Source organism: Serratia sp. CY52157, assembly GCF_052168495.1.
Classification (GTDB): domain Bacteria; phylum Pseudomonadota; class Gammaproteobacteria; order Enterobacterales; family Enterobacteriaceae; genus Serratia; species Serratia ureilytica.
This window is the reverse complement of record NZ_JBJNMO010000005.1, coordinates 330,302-354,521: the sequence shown is the minus strand read 5'-3', so window position 1 is coordinate 354,521 and position 24,220 is coordinate 330,302. Positions and strand designations below refer to the sequence as shown.

At 62.9% G+C, this 24,220-nt stretch carries 8 protein-coding genes; 4 read left to right on the top strand and 4 right to left on the bottom strand.

The features are described from left to right. Positions 1-52: 52 nt before the first annotated feature. Positions 53-940 carry a LysR family transcriptional regulator gene (locus ACJ8IP_RS18280; protein WP_033651228.1) on the bottom strand — a complete coding sequence of 296 codons (888 nt, stop codon included), beginning with the start codon at positions 938-940 and terminating at the stop codon, positions 53-55. 139 nt (positions 941-1,079) lie between these two features. Between ACJ8IP_RS18280 and ACJ8IP_RS18275 the strand changes: the two genes are divergently transcribed. The 3 genes from ACJ8IP_RS18275 (at position 1,080) to ACJ8IP_RS18265 (ending at position 20,569) form a co-directional block, all read left to right on the top strand. Beyond that, positions 1,080-1,502: a CidA/LrgA family protein gene (locus tag ACJ8IP_RS18275; protein ID WP_004936830.1), complete on the top strand. Its 423-nt coding sequence runs from the start codon at positions 1,080-1,082 to the stop codon at positions 1,500-1,502. Further along, positions 1,495-2,184: an LrgB family protein gene (locus ACJ8IP_RS18270; protein ID WP_004936833.1), complete on the top strand. Its 690-nt coding sequence runs from the start codon at positions 1,495-1,497 to the stop codon at positions 2,182-2,184. Before ACJ8IP_RS18275 ends, ACJ8IP_RS18270 begins: the two co-directional genes overlap by 8 nt. Before the next feature lie 610 nt (positions 2,185-2,794). Next, positions 2,795-20,569 (top strand): non-ribosomal peptide synthetase, encoded by a 17,775-nt coding sequence (locus ACJ8IP_RS18265; protein WP_273974402.1) that lies wholly within the window; start codon positions 2,795-2,797, stop codon positions 20,567-20,569. Positions 20,570-20,626: 57 nt separating this feature from the next. Here the strand turns inward: ACJ8IP_RS18265 and ACJ8IP_RS18260 are convergent, their stop codons facing one another. From ACJ8IP_RS18260 to lpxO, 3 genes are all read right to left on the bottom strand, one after another. Beyond that, positions 20,627-21,325: a CTP synthase C-terminal region-related (seleno)protein gene (locus tag ACJ8IP_RS18260; protein ID WP_439332684.1), complete on the bottom strand. Its 699-nt coding sequence runs from the start codon at positions 21,323-21,325 to the stop codon at positions 20,627-20,629. A 116-nt stretch (positions 21,326-21,441) separates the two neighbouring features. Beyond that, the gene (gene lpxP, locus ACJ8IP_RS18255; RefSeq protein WP_033651230.1) at positions 21,442-22,362 is read right to left on the bottom strand and encodes a kdo(2)-lipid IV(A) palmitoleoyltransferase; all 921 of its coding nucleotides are present in this window, start codon (positions 22,360-22,362) and stop codon (positions 21,442-21,444) included. A 300-nt stretch (positions 22,363-22,662) separates the two neighbouring features. Next, a complete protein-coding gene (gene lpxO, locus ACJ8IP_RS18250; RefSeq protein ID WP_033651231.1) occupies positions 22,663-23,568 on the bottom strand; it encodes a lipid A hydroxylase LpxO in 906 nt (301 codons plus the stop codon). A 248-nt stretch (positions 23,569-23,816) separates the two neighbouring features. On the opposite strand from lpxO, the gene ACJ8IP_RS18245 reads away from it, so the two are divergent. Further along, positions 23,817-24,158, top strand: coding sequence for a hypothetical protein (locus ACJ8IP_RS18245; RefSeq protein WP_016930249.1), 342 nt, complete (start codon positions 23,817-23,819; stop codon positions 24,156-24,158). Positions 24,159-24,220: the final 62 nt, after the last annotated feature.

Here is a 24,220-nt window from a genome sequence, read left to right as displayed (position 1 = left end):
TTCCTCGTTATCCCCATCCTGAAGGGCCGCCTGTGCGGCCCTTGTTTTTTGGCTACTTGACCGGCGGCCAGTAGTCGCGGCAGCAGGCGATCCAGGCCTGCGCGCTGTGCGACAAATAGCTGCCCTGGCGCCAGATCAGGCCGATTTTCCATTCCATGCGCGGTTCCAGCGGCAGCCAGACCAGGTTTTCCTTATCCAGCCAGCGGCAAACCGGCTCCGGCAGCATGGCGATGCCCACGCCGGCCTGCACCATCGAGGCGAGGAAGTCCCATTGGCCGCTGCGCACCGCGATTTGCGGTTCAAAACCGGCCAGGCGAAACGCCTTCATCAGCATCTTGTAAAGCGCAAAGTCTTCGTTATAAATCAGGATCGGGCTGTCGGCCAATTCGGCGATATTGATGCTGGTGCGGTTGAGCCACTGCGGCGTGCGCGGCGCCACCACGCACATCGGGTGGCCCAGCAGCGGCAGAAAGGTCAGCGGCTGCTCCGAGTCGAAGGGCAACACCGTCATCGCCAGATCCAGTTCGCCGGACATCACCGCCTGTTCGACCGACAGCCCGCCCAGCTCGGAAATCTTCAATTCGATGCCGGGGTAGGTCTGACGAAAGCGGCGGATCAGATCGGCGATCTGCCTGCCGACCATCGGCGGAATGCCCAGCCGTAACACGCCCTTTTTCACCGAGCTGATGTCTTCCAGCTCCGCCTCCAACTGGCGGAATTCGTCGAGGATCGTCAGGCCGCGCTGATACACCGCCTGGCCGCTGTCGGTCAGGCGCAGCTTGCGGCCTTCGCGGATCAGCAGCGTGCATTCCAGCTCCTCCTCCAGATGCCGCAGCATTTTGCTGATGGTGGGCTGGGTGACGAACAGTTTTTCCGCCGCGCGGGTGAAGCTTTGCTGGCGCACCACTTCAACGAAGTAGCGCAGGGTGCGGACATCCACGTTAGGGTTCTCCTTGGGGACGCTACCGGCGGGAAACTATTCCCGGACGGCATGATGTCGATAATTTTAATTCATTTCAGGCGTGGTTTCCCGGCTGCGTATACTGTAGGCCGTCAATTATTGTTTGAGGTCATCTTTCATGTCTCTGGCGTTACGCCGCGTTGCCCCCTCCCTGCTGACCCGTTTGCAGGTGCCGATTCAGGTGGCGTTGTATGCGGCGCTGTTCCTGATCGCCGATCGCCTGGTGCAACAATTCCACCTGCCGCTCCCCGCCAATATCGTCGGCATGCTGATGCTGCTGGCGCTGATCCTGCTGCGCATTCTGCCGCTCAGCTGGGTCAAGGCCGGTTCCCGCTGGCTGCTGGCGGAAATGCTGCTGTTTTTCGTGCCGGCGGTGGTGGCGGTGGTCAACTATGCCCAGCTGCTGATGGTCGAGGGCTGGAAGATCTTTCTGGTGATCGCAGTCAGCACCATGCTGACGCTGGGCGCCACCGGGCTGGTGGTGGACAGGGTGTATCGGCTGGAGATTTGGCTGCAGCGGCGGAAGCAGCGCCATGAATGATTTTATCCTTAGCCTGGCCTGTTTTCTGGCGACGCTGGCGCTGTATTTCGCCAACAAGAAACTCTATCGCCGCCGCCGCACGTTGCTGCTGATGCCGCTGGTGCTGACGCCGATGATTCTGGTGCTGCTGCTGGTGGTCACCCATATCTCCTATCAGGACTACATCGGTGAAACCCACTGGCTGCTGTGGCTGCTGGGGCCGGCGACCATCGCCTTCGCGGTGCCGGTGTACGAGAATCTGCATATCATCCGTCGCCACTGGCTGTCGCTGACCGCCGGGGTAACGACCGCGGTGCTGGTGGCGGTGTACAGCTCGGTGTGGCTGGCGCGCCTGTTGACGCTGCCGGAAGAGGTGCAGCGCAGCCTGGCGGTGCGGTCGATCACCACGCCGTTCGCGCTGGAGGCCGCCAAACAGATGGGCGGGCAGCCGGATCTGGTGGCGCTGTTCGTGGTGATCACCGGGGTGTTCGGCATGGCGGTGGGGGATATTTTGTTTTTGCGGCTGGCGGTGCGCAGCCGTCTGGCGAAGGGCGCCGGATTTGGCGCCTCGTCGCACGGCGCCGGCACTGCCCGCGCCTATGAGCTGGGGCCGCAGGAGGGCGTGGTGTCGAGTTTGGTGATGATGCTGGCCGGCATCATCACGGTCGTGGCCGCGCCATTGATCGGCCGGCTGATGTGGTAAGACCTCTTGGGGCGGGCTCTGCCGCCCCATTGACATTGTCTGCGGTTGGGAACGGTGCCGTTGATTTGCGCACGAAAAAACGCAAAATTTTTTCAGCATAATTTTTCCCATTGTTATAACAAAAAGCGATAGAGCCGCTGCCGATAAAACCGGGCATAAATTTCGATGACAATGAATTAATTAAATTATTAATTATTGCTTTTCAAACAATAAAGTATAACTTATTGATATGGAGAGGCTCTTATCGTAAGAATTGCTGCATATTAACATCGATGAATAATACAAAAAAATATTAATTATTCTCTAATCATCTCAGGTTAATACAAGTTCAATACCCTCGTCATCCCTGAGTAATATCGGGGAAATAAAATGGTCATTTATTCCCTTTCGCACGTTTCGCCAAAAAAAATATCCTCTCCTATACTTCACAGCTCAGCAAATTGAGGCACAGGGGGGACCTCTGGATTAGCCATTTTATCCTTTCTTAGTTGGGGGAGACCCAGCTTTTCTACGGTTTTTTTATTCTGACTTGAACTGTCGGGCGGCCAGGTTTTGCCTAAATCCGGACGGTCCCTTTCATTAACGTAATGAAAACGTGCTAGAGAATATTATGAACAAACAAACTGATGTGAAGAGTGGGGAATTCCGTGCAGGGTCTCAGGCCGCAACGGAGAAAGTTGAGCTGCATGAAATTACCACCGCTCAGCGCGAGCTTTGGCTGAGCGCCAGCATGTCTGAAGGCTTGCCGTTCAATATGTGGGGATACGGCACAATACAAGGGCCGTTGCAGATAGCCCTGCTGCGCCAGGCGATAGACGCGATCATTGAAGAAACGCCGGCGATGCAGGCCCATTTCACCGAACAAGACGGCGAGCTTTATCAATACCGTGCGGTGCGCAGTCATGATCCGCTTTCCGTGCATGACTTCAGCAGCCAGGAATACCCTGAGCTGGCGGCGCAGCGCTGGATGCGGCAAGATGCCGATCGTGTGATCTCCGCGCTGGATCAGGACCTGTTCGGTTTTGCCTTACTGACGTTGGCACCGGGCAACTATATCCTCTACCGACGTTTTCACCATATGTTGGTGGATGGCCGCAGCGCCGAAGAGTTCATGCGTCGTATCGCGCTGTATTACAACGCATTAGCTGAGAAAAAAAACATTCCTGAATTCAGCAATTGCAGTTTTACCCGGCTTTATGAACACGACTTGCAGTACCGCGATTCTTCCCGCTTCACTACCGATAAACAGTTCTGGCAGGGTTATACGCTCGCCGCGCCTCATAGCCTGACGCGTCAGGAGAAACTCGTCCCTTATTCGTCCATGCAAATCAGCAGTCACACATTAAAAATAAATGAGATAGCGGCGATTGATCGGGGGGCGGAAAAAGCCGGCGTGCATCGCGCTCATATATTGGCGACGGCCGTCGCGTTATGTTTCCACAGTATTACTGGTCAGACCTTGTTGAATTTCAGCCTGCCGGTGACCGGTACGCGAGAGCGAAACAGTATTGGCATGACCGCGAATGTGGTGCCACTGATTTTAACCATTAACCCTGAAAGTCATCTGGCTGATTTCGCACAACAGGTCGCGGCGGAAATAGCCAAAGTGGTTCGCCGGCAATTATATCGCGGTGAAGACATTCGTCGCGATCGCAGCACCATGAGCTCATCCTGGTTTGGCCCCGCCATTAATATCGTTTCCTTTGATCATGGCGATCCGTTTTGGGGATGTAAGACACGCTGGTATTACGGCGGCAACATCGCCGTCAGCGATATGCAAATTCTGTTTTACGAAGATCAGCAGGCGCAGGAGTTGGACGTCATGTTTGCCGATGCGCCGCATGCCCATTCATTAAGCCAGCTTGAGAGTTTACAGCGGCGTTTCCAGTTTATTCTGCGGAGCCTATGTGAGCAGCCTGAGGGCAGCATCGCTCAGGTGATGCAACAGCTTCATGCGCAGCCTGAAACGGACGTCAGCGGCAGTTTCTACGATCTTCGCCGACTGCCGCCGGCAGCCGGCTTCATCCGCTGGGATCGTCCTGCCGCTGAACTGGTGCGCCTCGCGACGTCACTCGACCATCCGTCGGGCGATTGCGCGTTGAAAATCCTGCTGGCCGACCGGGCGCTGGGCGTTGGACGCCTGGAAATGCTGCATGACGCCGGCGATGCGGCGCCCGGTACGCTGCTCAGCGTCGACGATGCGGGCTGGAATATCGCCACGGCGGAAGGGACGGTGCGGATCGGGAGCTGGTTCACCGCCGAGGGCGAGCTGGCGCCGGGGGAAGCGCTGGCGCAGCTGCGCGGCCTGGCGGTGGGCGAGCGGTTGCCATTGCTTGGCCCTTCGCAGGCGAAACGGCTGGAGGAGATGCAGGCGGCCGGCGGGCTCCATGCGGCCTTCTGGCAACCGCGATTGGCGCAGTTTGCCCCGGCGGCGTTCCCGGTAGCCTGGCAGCACGAAGCCCAGCCGGTATGGCAGGCTACGGCCTGGCAACACGCGGGCAAGATCGAGGTTGACGCGGTGTTGACCGGGCTGGCGTTGTATCTGGGATTGATGGGCGGCGAAAGTGATTTCCAACTTGGCTGGCTGAACGCGACGGACGACGTCATCGGCGAACTGGGCCAGGTCTGGACACTGCCGCTGCAGATCTCGCTGAATCCGATGCAGGGCTTCGCCGAGGCGCAGGCGCAGATGCGACGCGAATGGCAGCAGGCGCGCGCGCGCCGGGCCTACCATCCGGCATTGCTCGGCCTGGACACGCGTTCGCGCGCCTGGTCAACCGTTGTGGCGCTATTGGGTCGCGACACCGCGCCGGGGTTCGACGAAACCCAGGAGGGCGCAGCGGCGGTTAAACGCTCCGGTGCCCGGGCGGTGCTGCAAATCAATGAAAGCAACGGCGCTTTCCGTTGGGTGTACGACAGCGCCGTGGTGGGGGACGAGCAAATGCTGCGTGCAGCGCAGCATCTGCTGTTGCTGCTCCGGCAGGCCGCCGCGGCGCCGAATGCGCCGGTGCGCGGCGAACGTTTACTGAGCCAGGCGGAGCGAGAGCTATTGCTCAACCAGCTCAACCGCACCCGCCGGGCTTTCCCGCCGGCGTCGAGCGTGTCGGCCCTGTTTGAAGCGCAGGTGCGGCGTACACCAACGGCGCCGGCGCTGTCTCAGGGGGAGATGTCGCTGAGCTATGCGGAATTGAACGCGCGCGCCAACCGGCTGGCGCATTACCTGACGGCACGCGGCGTAGGGCCGGAAAGCCGCGTAGCGGTCTGCGCCGTGCGCAGCCCGGAGATGATCGTCGCACTGCTGGCGATCCTGAAAGCCGGCGGAGCCTATGTGCCGCTGGATCCGGCTTATCCCGCTGAGCGTCTGCACTATATCGTGCAGGACTGCGCGCCGGCGCTGCTGTTGGCGGATAGTATCGGCCGCGCCGCGCTGGGGGCGGTGGCAGCGCCGTTGTTGGCGCTGGAAGACGCACTGCCAGAGCAGGATCACGACCTGCCGCCGCGCGCGCAGCCAGGCAGCCTGGCGTATGTGGTTTACACCTCAGGCTCGACCGGCAAACCGAAAGGGGTAATGGTGGAGCAGGCGCACCTGATCAACCTGATCATGTGGCACTGCGAAGCGACCGGTTTGCAGGCTGGCGAGCGAACGACCAGCATGGCGGGGTTGGGTTTTGACGCCAGCGTTTGGGAAATCTGGCCGACGTTGACGCAGGGGGCGACGCTGCTGCTGCCGCCGGCAGAGGCGGCGGGCAATGGCGAAGCGCTGCTGCAATGGTGGCGCGGCAGCGGTGTGCAGGTCGGGTTTATGGTGACGCCGCTGGCTGAGATCGCACTGATGGGCGAAATGCCAGCCGATCTGCGGATGCTGCTGATCGGCGGCGACAGCATTCGCCGCTGGCCGCTGCAGGCGCCGCCTGGCGTAACCATTGTGAATAACTATGGGCCGACGGAGACGACCGTGGTAGCGACGTCGGGCGAGCCGGCGGTCGGTGCGGCGATGCCGTCAATCGGCCGGCCTATCGCCAACGGCCGGGTGTACTTGCTGGATGAATATGGCCAGCCGGTGCCGCTGGGCGCCGTGGGTGAGCTGTATATCGGCGGCGCGCAGGTGGCGCGCGGCTACCTGAACCTGCCGGCGCTGACGGCGGAGCGTTTCCTGGCCGATCCTTTCGCGCCGGGTGGCCGCATGTACCGCACCGGCGATCTGGCGCGCTATATGCCGGACGGCAGCCTGGAGTATCTGGGCCGCAACGATCTGCAGGTAAAAATTCGCGGCTTCCGCATTGAATGCGGTGAAATCGAATCGCAGCTGGCTATGCATGCCGCCGTGCGCGACGCGGTGGTGGATGCGCTCACTGATGGCGAAGGCGACAAACGTCTGGTGGCCTGGGTCGTGCCGCAGCCGGAAGCGGAACGCGAGGCGCTGGCGCAGACGCTGCGCCGGGCGCTCGCTGCAGCGCTGCCGGATTATATGGTGCCGACGGCCTTTGTGTGGCTGGAGGCGTTGCCACTGTCGCCGAACGGCAAACTGGATCGGCGCGCGCTGCCGGCACCGGATGCCGCCATGCGTGAAAACTATGTCGAGCCGCAGGGGGAAACCGAAACGCTGCTGGCTCAGATCTGGCAGGGGTTGCTGAGCGTTGAACGCGTGGGGCGTCATGACAACTTCTTCGAGTTGGGCGGTCATTCGCTGCTGGCGGTGAAGCTGATGGCGCAGCTGCGCCAGGTCGGGCTGTCGGCGAGCGTTCAGGCGCTGTTCTCCACGCCAACGCTGTCGGCTCTGGCGCAAACGCTGGTGTCGCAGCAGCGGATTAAGGTGCCGGAAAATCGGATTGCGCCGGGTTGCCGCGCAATCACGCCGCAGATGTTGCCGCTGGCCGATCTGACTCAGGCGGAGATCGATCAGATCGTCGACGGCGTGGAGGGCGGCATCGACAACGTACAGGATATCTACGCCCTCTCCCCGTTGCAGGAAGGCATCTTGTTCCACCATATGCTGGCGGAAGAGGGCGATCCCTACCTGTTATCGGCATTGCTGCGTTTCGACAGCCGGGCGCGTTTCGATCGCTGGCTGGCGGCGATGCAGCAGGTGGTGGATCGTCATGACATTTTGCGCACGGCTTTTGTCGGCGCGGGGTTGTCCGAGCCGGTACAGGTTGTCTGGCGTCGGGCGCGTTTAGCGGTGATCGAGCTGGCGCTGGATCCGGCCGAGGGGCCGATCGGCCGTCAGCTGGAAGCGCGTTTCGATCCCCGGCGGATCCGGCAGGATCTGACGCGTGCGCCGCTGCTGTATTACGTTATCGCCGAAGAGAGCGACGGCAGCTGGTACGTCTTGCAGCAGTGGCACCACCTGATTGGCGACCACTCGACGCTGGCGATGATGGGAGAAGAAGTTAACGCCATTCTGGCCGGACGCGGCGATACGCTGGCCTGCGCGCAGCCGTTCCGCAATGCGGTGGCGCAAGCGCGTTTGGGGCTCAGCGAACAGGAACATGAGCGTTTCTTCTGCGGCATGCTGGCGGATATCGACGAACCGGTGCTGCCGTTCGGGCTCGGCAACGTACACGGCGACGGACAGTGCGCCAATACCGGCCGTCTGGCGTTGGCGCCTGCGCTGAATGCTGGCCTGCGTCGACAGGCGAAGCGATTGGGCGTCAGCCTGGCCAGCCTGTGCCATCTGGCCTGGGCGCAGGTGCTGGCGCGCACCAGTGGGCGTGATGCCGTGGTGTTCGGCACGGTGCTGCTGGGCCGCATGGAGTCGGGCGAAGGCGCCGACCGGGCTCTGGGGCTATTCATCAATACGCTGCCGCTGCGGCTGGATATGGACGGGCGCAGCGTTGAGGCGTCGGTGCGGCAGGCGCATGCGCGCCTGAGCGGCTTGCTGGCGCATGAGCACGCCTCGCTGGCGTTGGCGCAGCGCTGCAGCGGCGTGAACAGCGGCGCACCGCTGTTCAGTGCGCTGCTGAACTACCGTCACAACGACGGGGAAGAATTGGCGCTGCCGGAAGGGGTCAGTCTGATCGGCGCGGACGAACGCACCAACTATCCGTTCGTGCTGTCGGTGGACGACGGCATGGACTCGCTGGCGTTGACGGCGCAGGTCATCGAGCCTATCGAAGCCGCGCGGGTGTGCCGCTATATGCAACAGGCATTGACCGCTCTGGTGAATGCGCTGGAACACACGCCAGAAATGCCGGTGCGTGAACTGTCGATTTTGCCGGACGACGAGTACGCTTTGCTGATCAACGGCTGGAACGCAACGGCGCAGCCTTACCCGCAGGATGTCTGCCTGCATGCGTTGTTTGAAGCGCAGGTGCGCCGCACGCCGGACGCCGTGGCGCTGGTCTGCGGCGACGCCGAACTGAGCTACGCCCAACTGAATGCGCAGGCCAATCGCCTGGCGCACGCGCTGATACAGCGCGGCGTCGGGCCGGATTGCCGCGTGGCGGTATGCGCCGAGCGCAGTCTGGCGATGGTGGCGGCATTGTTCGGTATCCTCAAGGCCGGCGGCGCCTATGTACCGCTGGATCCGGCTTATCCGGGCGAACGTCTGCAATATATCCTGCAGGACGCCGATCCGGTGCTGCTGCTGGCGGACGCCGCCGGCCGCGCGGCGCTGGGCGAACACGCGGTGCCGCTACTGGCGCTGGAAGAACCGTTGCCGGACGATCTGAAAGCCGATAACCCGGCGCCGCGCGCGCAGCCCAATCATTTGGCCTACGTGATTTATACCTCCGGCTCGACCGGAAAACCGAAAGGCGCGATGAATGAGCATCGCGGCATCGTTAACCGCCTGATCTGGATGCAGGAGGCTTATGGATTGACGCCGGCGGATACGGTGCTGCAGAAAACGCCGTTCGGCTTCGACGTCTCGGTGTGGGAATTCTTCTGGCCGTTGATGTATGGCGCACGTCTGGCGATGGCGCGCCCGGAAGGCCACAAGGATCCGGAGTACCTGAGCCGCGCCATTGAACAGTATGGCGTGACAACGCTGCACTTTGTGCCGTCGATGCTGCAAAGCTTTCTGCTGTATGGAGGCGCGAGCCGCCGCTGTGGGCAGGTGGCGCGCGTCATGTGCAGCGGCGAGGCGCTGCCCGCCTCGCTGGTGGCGGAGTTCTACCGTCAGATGCCGCATGTCGAGTTGCATAACCTCTATGGTCCGACCGAAGCGGCGGTGGACGTGACCGCATGGCACTGCACCCGCCAACCCGGGCTGGTGTCGGTGCCCATTGGGCGGCCGGTGGCCAATACGCGGATCTATTTGCTTGATGAACAAGGGCAGCCGGTGCCGCTGGGGGCGGTTGGCGAGCTGTATATCGGCGGCATCCAGGTAGCGCGCGGCTATTTCAACCGGCCTGAACTGACGGCGGAGCGCTTCCTGGCCGATCCGTTCGATGCCGGTCACGGCGGCCGCATGTACCGCACCGGCGACGTGGCTCGCTACCTGCCGGACGGCAATATCGAGTATCTGGGCCGCAACGATCAGCAGGTGAAGATCCGCGGTTTCCGTATCGAATGCGGCGAGATAGAGGCGGCGCTGGCCGCGCATCCTCAGGTGCGCGAAGCCGTGGTGGATGCGCGCGGCGGCGACGGCGGTGAAAAACGCCTGATCGCCTGGGTGGTGCCGCAGCAGGGCGCCGAGGAGGCGTCGCTGGCGGAGACGCTGCGTCGGCATCTGGCCGACAAACTGCCGGATTACATGGTACCGGCCGCCTGCGTGCTGCTGGAGAGGCTGCCCCTGTCGCCAAACGGCAAGCTCGATCGCCGCGCATTGCCCGACCCGTCGGGCGAGGCCTATCGTCGTGAAGCTTACGAGGCGCCGCAGGGGGACGTTGAGCAGCGTCTGGCGGTGCTGTGGGAAGAACTGCTGGGCGTGGTTCAGGTTGGCCGCAACGACAGCTTCTTCGCCCTGGGTGGCCATTCGTTGTTGGCGGTGCGTTTGGCCAACCGCCTGCAGCAAAGCGGGTTGCCGCTGTCGCTGCAGGCGCTGTTCGCCAACCCGGTTCTGCAGGCGCTGGCGCGCCAGATCACGCAGGCGGAAAGCCTGCCGCCGATTCTGCCTGCGCCGCGCGATGCGGCCTTACCGCTGTCGTTCGCTCAGCAGCGCCTGTGGTTCCTGACCCAGCTGGACGGCATGAGCGAAATTTACCACATGCCGCTGGCGCTGCGGTTGCGTGGACCGCTGAATCTGGACGCCTGGCAGAGCAGCCTCGACGCGCTTTATGCGCGCCACGACGCGTTGCGCACTGTTTTCATCAGCCGCGACGGCCAGCCGCAGGCGCTCATTTTGCCGGTCGCCGGTTTGCCGCTGACGATCCACGATCTGCGCGGCGTCGCGGATGCGCAGGCGCGCGCCGCCGCGTTGATGCGGGAAGAGGTCGCGGCGCCCTTCGATCTGGCCGGCGGCCCGCTGCTGCGCACCTGCCTCATCCGGCTGAGCGACGATGAACAGCTGTTCGCGCTGACCTGTCACCACATCATTTCTGATGGCTGGTCGAACGGCATCCTGCTGCGGGAGCTGGGCGCGCTGTACGGCGCGTTGTGTCGCGACGAACCGTCGCCGCTGCCGCCGCTGGCGTTGCAGTACGCGGATTACGCCCACTGGCAGCGGCAATGGCTGCAGCCGGCGCGGTTGTCGAAGCAGGCCGATTATTGGCGCCAGACGCTGGGCGATGCGCCGGCGCTGTTGACGCTGCCGACCGACCGCCCTCGCCCGGCGGTGCAGTCATTCGCCGGGGATCGGGTGGCGATCTCGCTCGATGCCGAGCTGACCGCGGCGCTGAGGCAATTCAGCCTGCGTCAGGGGTGCACGCTGTTCATCACGCTGCTGACGGCGTGGAGCGTCGTGCTGTCCCGCTTGTCGGGGCAGCGCGATCTGGTGATCGGCACGCCGGAGGCCAACCGCCGCCGGCTGGAAACGGAACCGATGATCGGCTTCTTCGTCAGCACCCTGGCGCTGCGCATCGATCTGTCCGACGATCCGGATTTGCCGACGTTGGCGCTGCGCGTGCGCGATACACTGCTGGCGGCGCGCGATCATGGCGATCTGCCTTTCGAGCAGGTGGTTGAACAGGTGAACCCGCCGCGTCATCGCGGCCATACTCCGCTGTTCCAGGTGATGCTGAGCTGGCAGGACGGTTCGGTGCACGACATCGGCCTGCCGGGGCTGCAGGCGGAAGCGATCGATGCCGGCTATGCCGCGGCGAAATATGACATGACGCTGGATCTGACCGAGATCGGCGAAGAGATCGCCGGTTCGCTGTATTACGCCACGGCGCTGTTCGATCGTGAAACCGCCGAGCGCTACGGGATCTATCTGCGTCAGGTGTTGCAAAGCATCGCGTTGGCGGCGCCGCAGCCGGTTTCGCAGCTTGCGCTGTTGCCGCAGAACGAACGACAGCGGTTGTTGCATGGCTGGAACCGGACACCGGACGAACCGCAGGCGGATCTCTGCCCGCACCATCACTTGGAGCGGCTGGCGCTGCGCACGCCAGAGGCGATCGCCGCGGTGTGCGGAGAAGAACGCCTCAGCTATCGGGCGCTCAATGAACGAGCCAACGCGTTGGCCCAGGTGTTGATCGCGCGCGGCGTCGGGCCCGATCGTCTGGTGGCGCTGTGTGCGGAGCGCGGCACGCCGATGCTGGTCGGATTGCTGGCGATCCTGAAAGCGGGCGGCGCCTATGTGCCGCTCGATCCGGCTTATACCGGCGAACGTTTGGAGTACATTTTACACGATGCCCAGCCGGTGTTGCTGCTGGCCGACGCCGCAGGGCGCTCGGCGCTGAGCGGGGCCGATGTGCCGACGATGGCGCTCGAGGAGGACTGGGGTGCTGAGGCCGCCAATCCGCAGGTTGCGGGGCTGACGGCGGCCAATCTGGCCTATGTGATCTATACCTCCGGATCGACCGGTAAGCCGAAAGGCGTGATGGTGGAACACCGTCAGGTTGAGCGCCTGTTTACCGCGACCGACGCCGGGTTCGGCTTTGACGCCGGGGATGTCTGGTGTCTGTTCCACTCGTTCGCCTTCGATTTCTCGGTATGGGAAATCTGGGGCGCGTGGCGCCACGGCGGCCGGTTGGTGATCGTGCCGCAGGAAACGGCGCGCTCCGCCCCCGCGTTCTATCAGCTGGTTTGTCACCAGGGCGTGACAGTGCTGAATCAGACGCCAAGCGCCTTTAAAGCGTTCATTCAGGCTCAGGACGACACGCCGCATCGGCTGCGCTACATCGTCTTCGGCGGCGAAATGCTGAATCCGGCCGATCTGGCGCCGTGGTATGCCCGTAATCGGCCGGACGCGCCGCGGTTAATCAATATGTACGGCATAACGGAAACGACGGTGCACGTCACCTACCGGGAAATGTCTCCGGCGGACATCACCGGCAGCGGCAGCCCGATCGGCCGCCGCATCCCGGATCTGCGCCTGTATCTGCTTGACGAACACGGTCAGCCGGTGGCGCAGGGCGCAGTGGGTGAGCTGTATGTCGGCGGGCTGGGCGTGGCGCGCGGCTATCTGAATCGGCCGGAGCTGAATGCGCAACGTTTCCTCGACGATCCTTTCGTGGCGGGAGAACGGATGTATCGTGCCGGCGATCTGGCGCGCTATCTGCCGAACGGTGAGCTGGAGTATCTGGGGCGCAACGACCAGCAGGTGAAAATTCGCGGTTTCCGCATTGAGTGCGGTGAGGTGGAGGCGGCGCTGCTGGACCATCCTGAGGTCCGCAGCGTGACGGTTGACGCCTGGCAGGACAACGGCGGCGACAAACGTTTGGTGGCCTGGGCGGTGCCGGGCGAAGGGGGAGATCGGGAAACGCTGGCGCTGCGGCTGCGCCAGCATCTGGCCGGCCGCCTGCCGGACTATATGGTGCCGACGGCCTTTGTGTGGCTGGACGCGTTGCCGCTGACCACCAACGGCAAACTGGACAAACGCGCGCTGCCGGCGCCTGAGCTGGGGGCCGCCGCGCGCGCCGTTTATGAAGCGCCGGCCAATGAACGAGAACGCCTGCTGGCGTCCATCTGGCGTCAGTTGCTGAATGTTGAACGCGTCGGGCGTCATGATGATTTCTTCGCCCTGGGCGGACATTCGCTGTTGGCGGTACAGTTGGCCAATCGGGTGCAGCAGGCCGGCTGGCGGCTGCCGCTGTCGGCGCTGTTCGCCGCGCCGGTGTTGCAGGCGTTGGCGCAGTGGCTGGAACGGGAGGGGGCGGCGCAGCCGACGGCCATCGTGCCGACCCCACGTCACGACGCATTGCCGTTGTCGTTTGCCCAGCAGCGGCTGTGGTTCCTGAGCCAAATGGGTGGGATCGGCGAGACTTACCATATCCCGCTGGCGTTGCGCCTTGACGGCGACCTGGATGCGCCGGCGTTCCAACGCAGCCTCGACGCGCTGTATGCCCGCCACGAAGCCTTGCGCAGCGTGTTTGTTTGCCAGGATGGGCAACCTCAGGTGCGGATCTTGCCGGAGGCGGCCATGCCGCTGGCACATCACGACTTGCGCGGCGAGCGTCATGCGGAGCAACGTTTGCACGCGTTGGCCGAAACGGCGATGAAAGCGCCGTTCGATCTGGAACGGGGGCCGCTGGTGCGGGCCTGCTTGCTGCAAGTGAGCGAGCGGCGGCATCTGTTCCTGCTGACCTGCCACCATATCGTTTCCGACGGCTGGTCTACCGGGATTCTGATGCGGGAGTTGAGCGCACTGTATGGTGCCTTCCAACGCGGTGAACCGTCTCCGCTGCCGCCGCTGGTGGTGCACTATGTCGATTATGCCGTTTGGCAGCGCCAGTGGCTGACGCAGGAACGGTTGGCCGAGCAGGCGGCGTTCTGGCGCCAGACGCTGGGCGATGTGCCGGCGCTGCTGACGCTGCCGACCGATCGGCCACGTCCGGCGATGCAGTCGTTCGCCGGCGGCGAGGTGCCTCTGGTTATCGACGCGGCGCTCACCGACGCGCTGCGGCGGTTGAGCCGCCAATACGGCGGCACGCTGTTCATGACGGTGCTGGCCGCCTGGAGTTTGGTGTTGTCCCGCATGGCCGGCCAACCGCAGGTGGTGATTGGCACCCCGGAGGCCAACCGCAGCAGGCTGGAAATCGAACCGCTGGCCGGCTTCTTCGTTAGCACGCTGGCGATGCATGTCGATCTGCGCGGTGAGCCGACGCTGAGAATCTTGCTCGAACGCGTGCGCGAGACGGTATTGGCGGCGCGGGAAAACGGCGATCTGCCGTTTGAACAGGTGGTGGAGGTGGTCAATCCGCCGCGCCAGCTGGACGCGACGCCGCTGTTCCAGGTGATGCTGGCCTGGCAGGACGGCTCGGTGCGCGATATCGCATTGCCGGGCCTGCAAACGACGGATGCGGGGCTGAACTATGACGTCGCGAAATTCGACATGACGCTTGAGTTGGCGGAAAGCGGCAGCGGCATTGTCGGCTCGTTGAATTACGCCAGCGCCTTGTTCGATCGCGACACGGCGGCGCGCTACGGCGCGTATCTGCAGCAGGCGCTGCGAGCGATGGCGGCGGATCTTGACCAGCCGGCGGCGTGCGTCGATCTGCTGCCTGCGGCCGAACGCCAGCTGCTGCTGCACGAGTGGAACCGCACCGAACGGGCGTATCCGGCGCAGGCGTGCGTGCATCAGCTGTTCGACGAGCAGGCGCGGCGCACGCCGCAGGCGACGGCGTTGATCGATGGCGAGCAGCTTATCCGCTATGAGCAGTTGGCGGAGCGCGCCAATCGGCTGGCCTGGCGCCTGATTAAGGCGGGCGTGGAGCCCGGCCAGCGGGTGGCGGTCCGGTTTGAGCGCTGCGCCGCCCTGGTGATCGCCCAATTGGCGATCCTAAAAGCCGGCGCGGCCTATGTGCCGGTTGATCCGCTGCTGCCGGCCGGCCGGCAAAACTGGATCATCGCCGACAGCGGCGCGGTGCTGCTGCTGAACGGCGGCGAGGACGACGCGCAGATCGGCGTCGGTGTCGCCCGTCTGCCTCACAGCGACGACGCGGATCTGCCGTCCGGCGCGCCGATATTGGCGAGCGACAGTCTGGATCTGGCCTACATCATGTACACCTCCGGCTCAACCGGTAAGCCGAAAGGCGTGATGGTGCCGCATCAGGGGATCAACCGACTGGTGATCAATAACGGTTATGCGGAGTTCAGCGACTCGGATCGCATCGCTTTCGCCATCAACCCGGCGTTCGATCCGGCGACGATGGAAGTGTGGGGTGCTTTGCTGAACGGTGCCGCGCTGGTGGTGGTGCCGCCGGCGGTCTTGCTGGACGCCTCGGCGTTCGCCGATTTGCTGACGCGCCAGGCGATTACGGTGCTGGTGCTGCCGACCTCGCTGTTCAATCAGCATGCGCACAGCATCCCCGCGACGTTGGCGGGGCTGAAATACTTGATCAGCGGCGGCGAAGCGGCGGATCCTCATGCCTATACCCGGGTGCTGAGGGAGGGCGGCCGGGTGCAGCTGATCAATGGCTACGGCCCGACGGAAGCCACCACTGCCGCCACCTCGGCGCACATTACCGTGGCGGCGGGGCGGCACCGTCTGCCGATTGGCCGGCCGATCGGCAATACGCGGGTGTATCTGCTGGACGAACACCGTCAGCCGGTGCCGCTGGGCGCGATTGGCGAGCTGTATATCGGCGGCGTGGGCGTGGCGCTGGGGTACCTGAATCGCGAAGATCTCACGGCCGAGCGTTTCCTGGCGGATCCGTTCAACGAGGGGGGCCGCATGTATCGCACCGGCGATTTGGCGCGCTATCTGTCGGACGGCAACCTCGATTACTGCGGGCGCAACGATCAGCAGGTGAAGATCCGCGGCTTCCGCATCGAGTGCAGCGAGATTGAAGTCCTGCTGGAAACGCACCCGGCGGTGCGCGAAGCGGTGGTAGACGTGCGTGGCGCGCATCCTGCATTGATCGCCTGGATCGTTCCGCAAGCCGAGGCCGAGGGCCGCGAGCTGACAGACGAGCTGCGGCGGCATTTGGCGGCGCAGCTGCCGGACTACATGGTGCCGGCGGCCTGTCTGATGCTAGCCGACTTGCCGTTGACCCCGAATGGCAAAGTGGATCGCCGCGCGCTGCCGGCGCCGCAGGCCGACGACTTTGCGCGCGTGGGTTATGAAGCGCCTCTGGGAGAGACGGAAACCCTGTTGGCGGCGATCTGGGGCGAATTGCTCGGTCTGCCGAATGTCGGCCGACACGACAATTTCTTCGAGCTGGGCGGGCATTCGCTGCTGGCTGTGAAACTGATCGCAGAGCTGCGTCGCTGCGGCCTGACGGCGAACGTGCAGACGCTGTTTACCGCTCCGACGTTGGCCTCGCTGGCGGAGGCGCTGGAGGCGCGCTGCGAAATCGAGATCCCTGAGAACCTGCTGCGGCCGGATAGCGAGCGCATTACGCCTGAGCTGTTGCCACTGGCTTCGCTGGACCAGGTTGAGATCGACAGCATCGTGGCGCGCGTGCCGGGCGGCGTGGCCAACGTGCAGGATATCTATGCGCTGTCGCCGTTGCAGGAGGGGATTCTGTTCCACCACCTGTTGGCGGAGCGGGGCGATCCGTACCTGTTGTCAACGCTGCTGCGCTTTGAGAACCGCGAGCGTCTGGATCGTTGGCGGACTGCGATGCAACAGGTGATCGATCGTCACGATATTCTGCGCACGGCGTTCATCAGTGAGGCGATCCGCGAGCCGGTACAGGTCGTTTGGCGCGCCGCCGCGCTGCCGTGGACTGAGCTGACGCTCGATCCGGCGCAGGGGGCGATTGGCGAGCAACTGCTGGCACGCTTCGATCCGCAGCATGCGCGCCTGGATCTTAGCCGTGCACCGTTGCTGAACGTGGTGGTGGCGCAAGATAGCGATGGCGGCTGGTGGATGCTGCAGCAATGGCACCATCTGGTGGGGGACCATTCCACGGCGGCATTGATCGAGGAAGAGATCGCCGCGATCCTCGCCGGCAAAGGTGCTGAGCTGAGGGCCGCACCACCGTTCCGCAATGCGGTGGCGCAGGCGCGTTTGAGCGTCAGCGCGCAAGAGCATGAAACCTTCTTCCGCACCATGCTGGCGGACATCGAAGAGCCGGTGCTGCCGTTCGGGCTCGGCAACGTGCGCGGCGACGGCAAGGGCGTCACCACGGCGCACCAGCCCATCGACAAGGCACTGAACGAACGTCTGCGGCATCAGGCCAAACGGCTGGGCGTGAGCCTGGCCAGCCTGTGCCATTTGGCCTGGGCGCAGGTCTTGGCCCGCACCAGCGGCGACGACCGCGTGGTGTTCGGCACAGTGCTGCTGGGGCGGATGCAGGCGGGGGAAGGCGCCGAGCGCGCGATGGGGCTGTTTATCAATACGTTGCCGCTGCGCCTCGACATCGGCGATGACGATGTGGCGACGGCGGCGCGCCAGACCCACGCGCGGCTGAGCGGGTTGCTGCATCATGAGCACGCGCCGCTGGCGCTGGCACAGAGCTGCAGCGGCGTGGCGGCGGGGATGCCGCTGTTCAGCGCGTTGCTCAACTATCGCCATAACAACGGCAGCGAGCTGGTGTTGCCGGAAGGTATGACGCTATTGAGCGCGCAGGAGCGCACCAACTATCCGTTCGTCCTGTCGGTGGAAGATGGCGGCGACTCTCTGGGGCTGACGGCGCAGGTCAGCGAACCGGTGCCGGCGGCGAGGATCTGCGGCTATATGCAACAGGCGTTGGCCTCATTGGCGCAGGCGTTGGAAAGTCAGCCGACCCTGCCGGCGAGCGAGCTGGAGATCCTGCCGCCGTCTGAGCGCCGGTTGCTGCTGGAGGAATGGAATCAGACGACGGCGCCTTATCCGGCAGAGCTTTGCGTGCATCAGCTGTTTGAACGCCAGGCGCAGCGTGCGCCGCAGGCTGTCGCGATCGTGCAAGGCGACCGTCGGATCGGCTATGCGGCGTTGAACGCCCAGGCTAATCGGTTGGCGCATGCTCTGATCGCTCACGGCATTCAACCGGGCGAGCGCGTGGCGACGCGTCTGACGCGCAGCATCGATCTGGTGGCGACGCAACTGGCGATCTTCAAAGCCGGCGCGGTGTATGTACCTATCGACCCGCAACTGCCGGCGGCACGTCAGCAGTGGATCCTGGAGGACAGCGACGTGCGCCTTATCGTCGGTGAAGCGATGGATGGGGATACCTTGCCGCTGCTGCGGCCGGAGGTCCCAGGCGGTGACGAGAACGACCCGGCGCTGGCGCTATCGAGCGGTGAGGTGGCGTACATTATGTACACGTCCGGCTCCACAGGGCTGCCGAAAGGCGTGATGACGCCGCACCAGGGCATCACTCGGTTGGTGATCAACAACCGTTATGCGGCGTTCGATGCGACCGAACGGGTGGCTTATGCCGCTAACCCGGCCTTCGACGCCGCGACGATGGAGGTGTGGGCGGCGCTGTTGAACGGCGGCGAACTGGTGGTGATCCCGGCGGAAACCGTGATGGATGCAGCGCGTTTGAGCGCCGCATTGACGCAACATCGCGTGACGACGTTGTTCCTGACGACCGCGTTGTTCAATCAGTATGTGTACAGCATGGGCGCGACGCTGGCTCAGCTGCGCTATCTGATCTGCGGCGGGGAAAAAGAGGAACCGCGCGCCTTCGAACGTCTGCTGCAGGAAGCGGGGCCGGTACAGGTGATCCACGCCTATGGCCCGACGGAGGCGACCACCTTCGCGACGACGGCGACGATCGTCGATGTGCAAGGCGCAACGCGCTTGCCGATTGGCAAACCGATCGGCAACACCTGCGCCTATGTACTGGATGCGCGCGGCCGACCGGCGCCGCTGGGCGTTACCGGCGAACTGTATATCGGCGGTGTCGGCGTGGCGCTGGGGTACCTCAACCGGCCGGAACTGACCGCAGAGCGCTTCCTGAACGATCCGTTCAATCCGGGTGGGCGAATGTATCGCACCGGCGACCTGGTGCGCTATCGGGCGGACGGCAATCTCGAGTATCAGCGACGCAACGATCGTCAGGTGAAAATTCGCGGCTTCCGCATCGAGATGGGAGAGATCGAGGCGCGCCTGGCGGCGCACCCTGCGGTGAACGAAGCGGTGGTCGATGCCCACTGCGTCGGTGTGGATACGCGGTTGATCGCCTGGATCAGCGTGCGTGAGGACGTGGCGAGCGACGGGTTGGCCGGTGAATTGCGCCAGCACCTGGCGGCGCAGCTGCCGGACTATATGCTGCCTGCGGCCTTTGTCTGGCTGGCGGCGATGCCGCTGACGCCAAACGGCAAGATTGACCGGCGGGCTCTGCCGGCGCCGGAGATGGCCGCCGCCGCTGGCGAAGTCTACGAAGCGCCGCGCGGCGATACTGAAACGCTGTTGGCGCAGGTGTGGGCGGAGCTGCTGGGGCTGCCGCAGATTGGCAGGCACGACAACTTCTTCGAACTGGGCGGCCACTCGCTGTTGGCGGTACGCCAGGCGAGTCTGGCGCAGCAGTGGGGAATTGCACTGCAGGTACAGGCGATCTTTGATCACCCGGTGTTGGCGGATCTGGCGGCGCATGTCGAGCAGCGCATGGGCGAAAAACCGCTCAAGGCATTGCCGGCTCGCCGCAGCGGCCAGCGCCTGCCGGTCTTCTTCATGCCGACCGGTTATGGCGATCACTCCTATGTTTATGAGATAGCCAAAGAGATCGATGCGGAGTTCCCGATTTATGCCGTGCCGTGGCCAGCGATGACCGACGCGCCGCCGGCAACGATGGAGACGATGGCGGAGATCGTTGCCGGTGTCATCCGACAGACGCAAGCCAGCGGGCCTTACCACCTGTTCGGTTACTCTTCGGGCGGGATCTTGACCTACATGGTGGCGGAACGGCTGCAGGCGGAGGGGGAAGAGGTGGCGCTGGTGGGCCTGCTCGACACCATGCGGCCGCAGCAGGCTATGCGCGATGCGACGCAGCTGTTCCTCAGTTGGCTGGAGGTGGAACATCCGACGCTGGAGACTGCGCTGTTCGCTCGCCTGCAGTCGCTGTCGGTGGAGGAGGCGCTGGCCGTGCTGCACGGCCAGGGCATCAGCACTTTCCTCGACGATCCGCTGAAGGAAGCCGCGTTATGGCACAAGCGTTATCACTATGCGACCCTGGTCGGCGCCAGCGTCATCCGGCCGCTCGGCCTTAATCTGCACCTGTTTAAAGCGGTGGAGGAGATGCCCGGCTTGCTGAACGACGATCTGGAAGCCTACTGGCAGCGCATCAAGCCGGCGGGTTACAACCGCCGTGACGGCTCGGCACTCGGCTGGGAGGGGCATTTGCCGGCGTCGGCGGTAACGGTTAATTTGGTCGATGGCGATCATGTCACCATGATGTCGGAAGCCGCGAACCGGCGCGGGTTAGGAAAGCGCATCAGCGCCGTGCTGAATGCGCTCATCCGGCACTGACCGCGTTATTTATATGTGAAGCCCTCGCAAGAGGGCTTTTTTTTGGTTCATCGCGCTTTACCCGTTGGCGGCGGCTTTGACGAGTTCCACCACCAGCGGTGAAAGCTCGCCGCGCAGCGCGGCGCGTTCCGACTGGAACAGCGTGGCGGCGTAAAAACGCCGGCCCGGCAGTTCGATGGCGCGCACGTCGCCTTCGGCATCGTGGCCGCTGATGATCAGCGGGAAGCGCTGCAGATCGGCGACGAAGTCCGGATTCACGCCGAAGTTGCAGTGGTAGCCTTCATGGGCGTTCAGGCTGCCGTAGGCCTGCGCGACGCGGGTGTCAGGCTGAAAAACGATGTCGCCGGTTTTTTCCACCAGTGAGCAGCTCAATGGGGCGATCACCAGCCGGCCACCGCTGTCGGTTTCCGCATGACCGGCGTCGTGCCAGCCCATCACATTGCGGGCGTATTCGACGATGGCGTATTGAAAACCGCCGCAGGAGCCGAGGAACGGCACGTCGTTTTCCCGCGCATGACGGATCGCCATAAAGGCGCCGTCGTCGTGACGATACGGGCTGCCCGGCACCACCCAGATGGCGTCGAAATCTTGCAGCGCGTCGGGGGAAGTCAGGGTTTCGGTCGGGAGCCACTGGGGCTGAACGTCGATGTCGAGGTGGGCGGCGGTGAGCTGGATCGCCACGGGGATAGCCTGGTGGGCCACGGCTTGCGGGTTGTAATCACCGACCAGAGCAATGCGGACTTGAGCTTTCATCATTTCCTTTCCTGTGCGGGTAAAAAAGGAGATTACAGGAAAGCGGGATCCCGAGCCGCAGATTTTTTAAACGCGGCGCACAAAAAAGCCCGGCGTTGGCCGGGCTGAAAAAAAGAGGGTCAGTACAGCGAGGGCGCGCCAGCCGGTCGGGTTTTGAAACGGCGGTGCAGCCACATGTATTGCTCCGGCGCCCGCATGATCTCTTTCTCGATCACTTTGTTCATGTAAGCCGCCGCCGCCTGTTCATCGCTGAGCGGATAGTCTTCCAGAGCCGGTTGGATCAGCAGGTCGTAGCCGCGGCCGCCTTCGCGGCGGATCAGCACCACCGGCACCAGCGCCGGGTTGGCCATGCGCGCCAGCATGAAGGTGCCGCTGGTGGTGGCGGCCTTATCGACGGCGAACAGCGGCGCGAATACGCTGCCGCGCGGGCCGTAGTCCTGATCCGGCGCGAACCACACCGCCTCGCCGCGCTTGAGCGCATGCACCATGCCGCGCAAATCCTTGCGATCGATCATCGCCTTGTTGGAACGCATGCGGCCTTTGGTCTGCGCCCATTCCATCGCCTTGTTGTTATGCGGACGGTACATCGCCATCATCGGCTGACACAGGCCCATCGCCCGGCCGCCCAGCTCCAGCGACATAAAATGCACGCCGATCACCAGCACGCCGCGATCGTCGCGCTGCGCCATTTTGAGGTGGTTGATGCCGGAGACGTTGAACCAGCGCTTGACGCGTTTATCTGACCAGAACCAGGCCATGCCGGTTTCCAGCAGGCCCATGCCGAGGGATTCGAAATTGCCCACCACTTTGCGCTCGCGCTGCGCTTCGTCCATCTCGGGGAAGCACAGCTCGAGGTTGCGACGGGTGATGGTGACGCGGCGCTTGAGAAAACGCATCGAGGTGCGTCCCATCCACACCCCCAGACGGTAGAGCAGCGGATAGGGGAGCTGTACCAGCAGGAACAGCAGAGCGAGGCCGAACCAGGTTAGCCAGTAGCGCGGGTGCAGCAAGGCCAGTTGAAATGCTTTGGCTGATTTCATAGAAACTCGTTTTATACGTTAAAAGGGGCAGCAAGCTGTAACGCATAAAGGTTCCACTCGATAGCGATACGACTACTCAGACACCCGGGTACGGCCAGGGTTTAGTCGGAATTCCATAATTGACTAAACATTTACATTCGAAGGGCGGTTTGCGCTGCTATCAGGCTTCGGAGGGATAGCTGTTGGCCAGCGGAGGCGGCTCTAGGAATGCTTATGCTAACACAGGGTACGGGGTGTGGCGGAAGAGGGGCATGCGAATATTCTCATTCGCGTTGCCCCTGAGTTGAGGATTGGCGCGTTTTACAGGCTGGGAATGATAATCGCGGCGAAGATCGCGGCGATCACCAGCCATTTCAGCAGGTAGTAACCGCGGCGGTTGCGCGCTTTCAGGCGTTGGCCGGCATCGCGCACCGCGTTGACGTATTTGAAGATGCGGTTGATGCCGCCGGTGCGGTCCTGATCGTCGTTCGGCGAACTGGCCGCCGACATCAGCGTAGCGCCGACCCAGTGGTTGACTGCCTGCGCCCAGCGCCATTTCATTGGCCGCTCGACGTCGCAAAACAGAATGATGCGCGTCTGATCGGTGGCGTTCTGCGCCCAGTGCACGTAGGTCTCGTCGAAGATCACCGCCTCGCCGTCGCGCCAGCTGTGCTGCTCGCCGTCTACTTCGATGAAGCAGCGATCGTCGTTGGGCGTCATCAGCCCCAGGTGATAGCGCACCGAGCCGGCGTAAGGATCGCGGTGTTTACCCAGGTGGCTGCCGGGCGGCAGCTCGGCGAACATCGCCGCCTTGACCGACGGGATGCGGTTGAGCAGCTCGACGGTTTTTGGACACAGCGTCTGCGCCGAAGGATGACTGTCGCTGTACCATTTCAGATAGAAACGTTTCCAGCCGCGTTTGAAGAAGGTGTTGAAGCCGGCATCGTTGTGCGACTGCGCCTTTTTGATGTGATCCTGCAGGCGCACCGCTTCTTCGCGGATCGTCTGCCAGTTGTCGGTCAGCGTCTGCAGCTCCGGGAAGCCTTTTTCGTCGAAATAGGGCTGTTTGGCGGGCAAACGGGAGAAACCGGTCATAAACATGTTGATCGGCCCCATAAACGTGGAGTGATCGAACAGCTGACGGGTAAGCTTTTGTTTCTCTTTGCCGCGGGAGTGTGCGTAGAGGAAGCTGATGATAAAAATGCCGATAATGATCGCGGCAACCATAGAATCCATCCCTGTTAGTGCATGTTAAAAATTCGTACAAATTATAGTTTTGTGACAGGAAAAATTTAACTTTTTCGTGCGCTTTCCCCGCTCATGCTGCTTAGTGGCATAAAAAATCAATAAAACTGTTTGTAATAAAATTTTATATCGATTTTTTTGGTTTTAGTCCTATTCTTAAATCGTTCAAGGGGCGTTTCATGCCATCTTGTTTCATGACGAATGGCACGTATCTGAGAAAAGAGGGACTTATGAAGAAATCAATCATTGCCTTGTCTGCACTGCTGCTCGCTTCCCCGGTGTTCGCTGCTGAAACCGCGACCGACACCGCCGCTCACGCCAGCAACGAGGTTGTCGCTGAGGCGCATAAAGGGGCGGATACCGCCAAAGAAAAGCTGCACCAGTCTCAGGACAAGGGTGAAGAGCTGAAGCTGAAAGCCAAGCACGCCGCCGAAGGCAAGAGCGATAGCGTTGGCAGTAAAGTGAGCGAAGGCTCGCAAAAAGCCTGGCACTCCACCAAACAGGGTACGGAGAAGGCTTGGGACAAGACCAAGCAAGGGGCGGAAAGCCTCAAAAACAAAGCGACCGAGTAAGGTCTCCGCTTTTTACCCCAAGGGCCGCGTTGCGGCCTTTTTTATTGCCTGCAAACCGGGCG

What these genes read in the sequence shown, in the direction of transcription:
- ACJ8IP_RS18275 (WP_004936830.1), top strand. Translation starts at nt 1,080, where the DNA reads ATGTCTCTGGCGTTACGCCGCGTTGCCCCCTCCCTGCTGACCCGTTTG.
- ACJ8IP_RS18270 (WP_004936833.1), top strand. Translation starts at nt 1,495, where the DNA reads ATGAATGATTTTATCCTTAGCCTGGCCTGTTTTCTGGCGACGCTGGCG.
- ACJ8IP_RS18265 (WP_273974402.1), top strand. Translation starts at nt 2,795, where the DNA reads ATGAACAAACAAACTGATGTGAAGAGTGGGGAATTCCGTGCAGGGTCT.
- ACJ8IP_RS18260 (WP_439332684.1), bottom strand. Translation starts at nt 21,325, where the DNA reads ATGATGAAAGCTCAAGTCCGCATTGCTCTGGTCGGTGATTACAACCCG.
- lpxP (WP_033651230.1), bottom strand. Translation starts at nt 22,362, where the DNA reads ATGAAATCAGCCAAAGCATTTCAACTGGCCTTGCTGCACCCGCGCTAC.
- lpxO (WP_033651231.1), bottom strand. Translation starts at nt 23,568, where the DNA reads ATGGTTGCCGCGATCATTATCGGCATTTTTATCATCAGCTTCCTCTAC.
- ACJ8IP_RS18245 (WP_016930249.1), top strand. Translation starts at nt 23,817, where the DNA reads ATGAAGAAATCAATCATTGCCTTGTCTGCACTGCTGCTCGCTTCCCCG.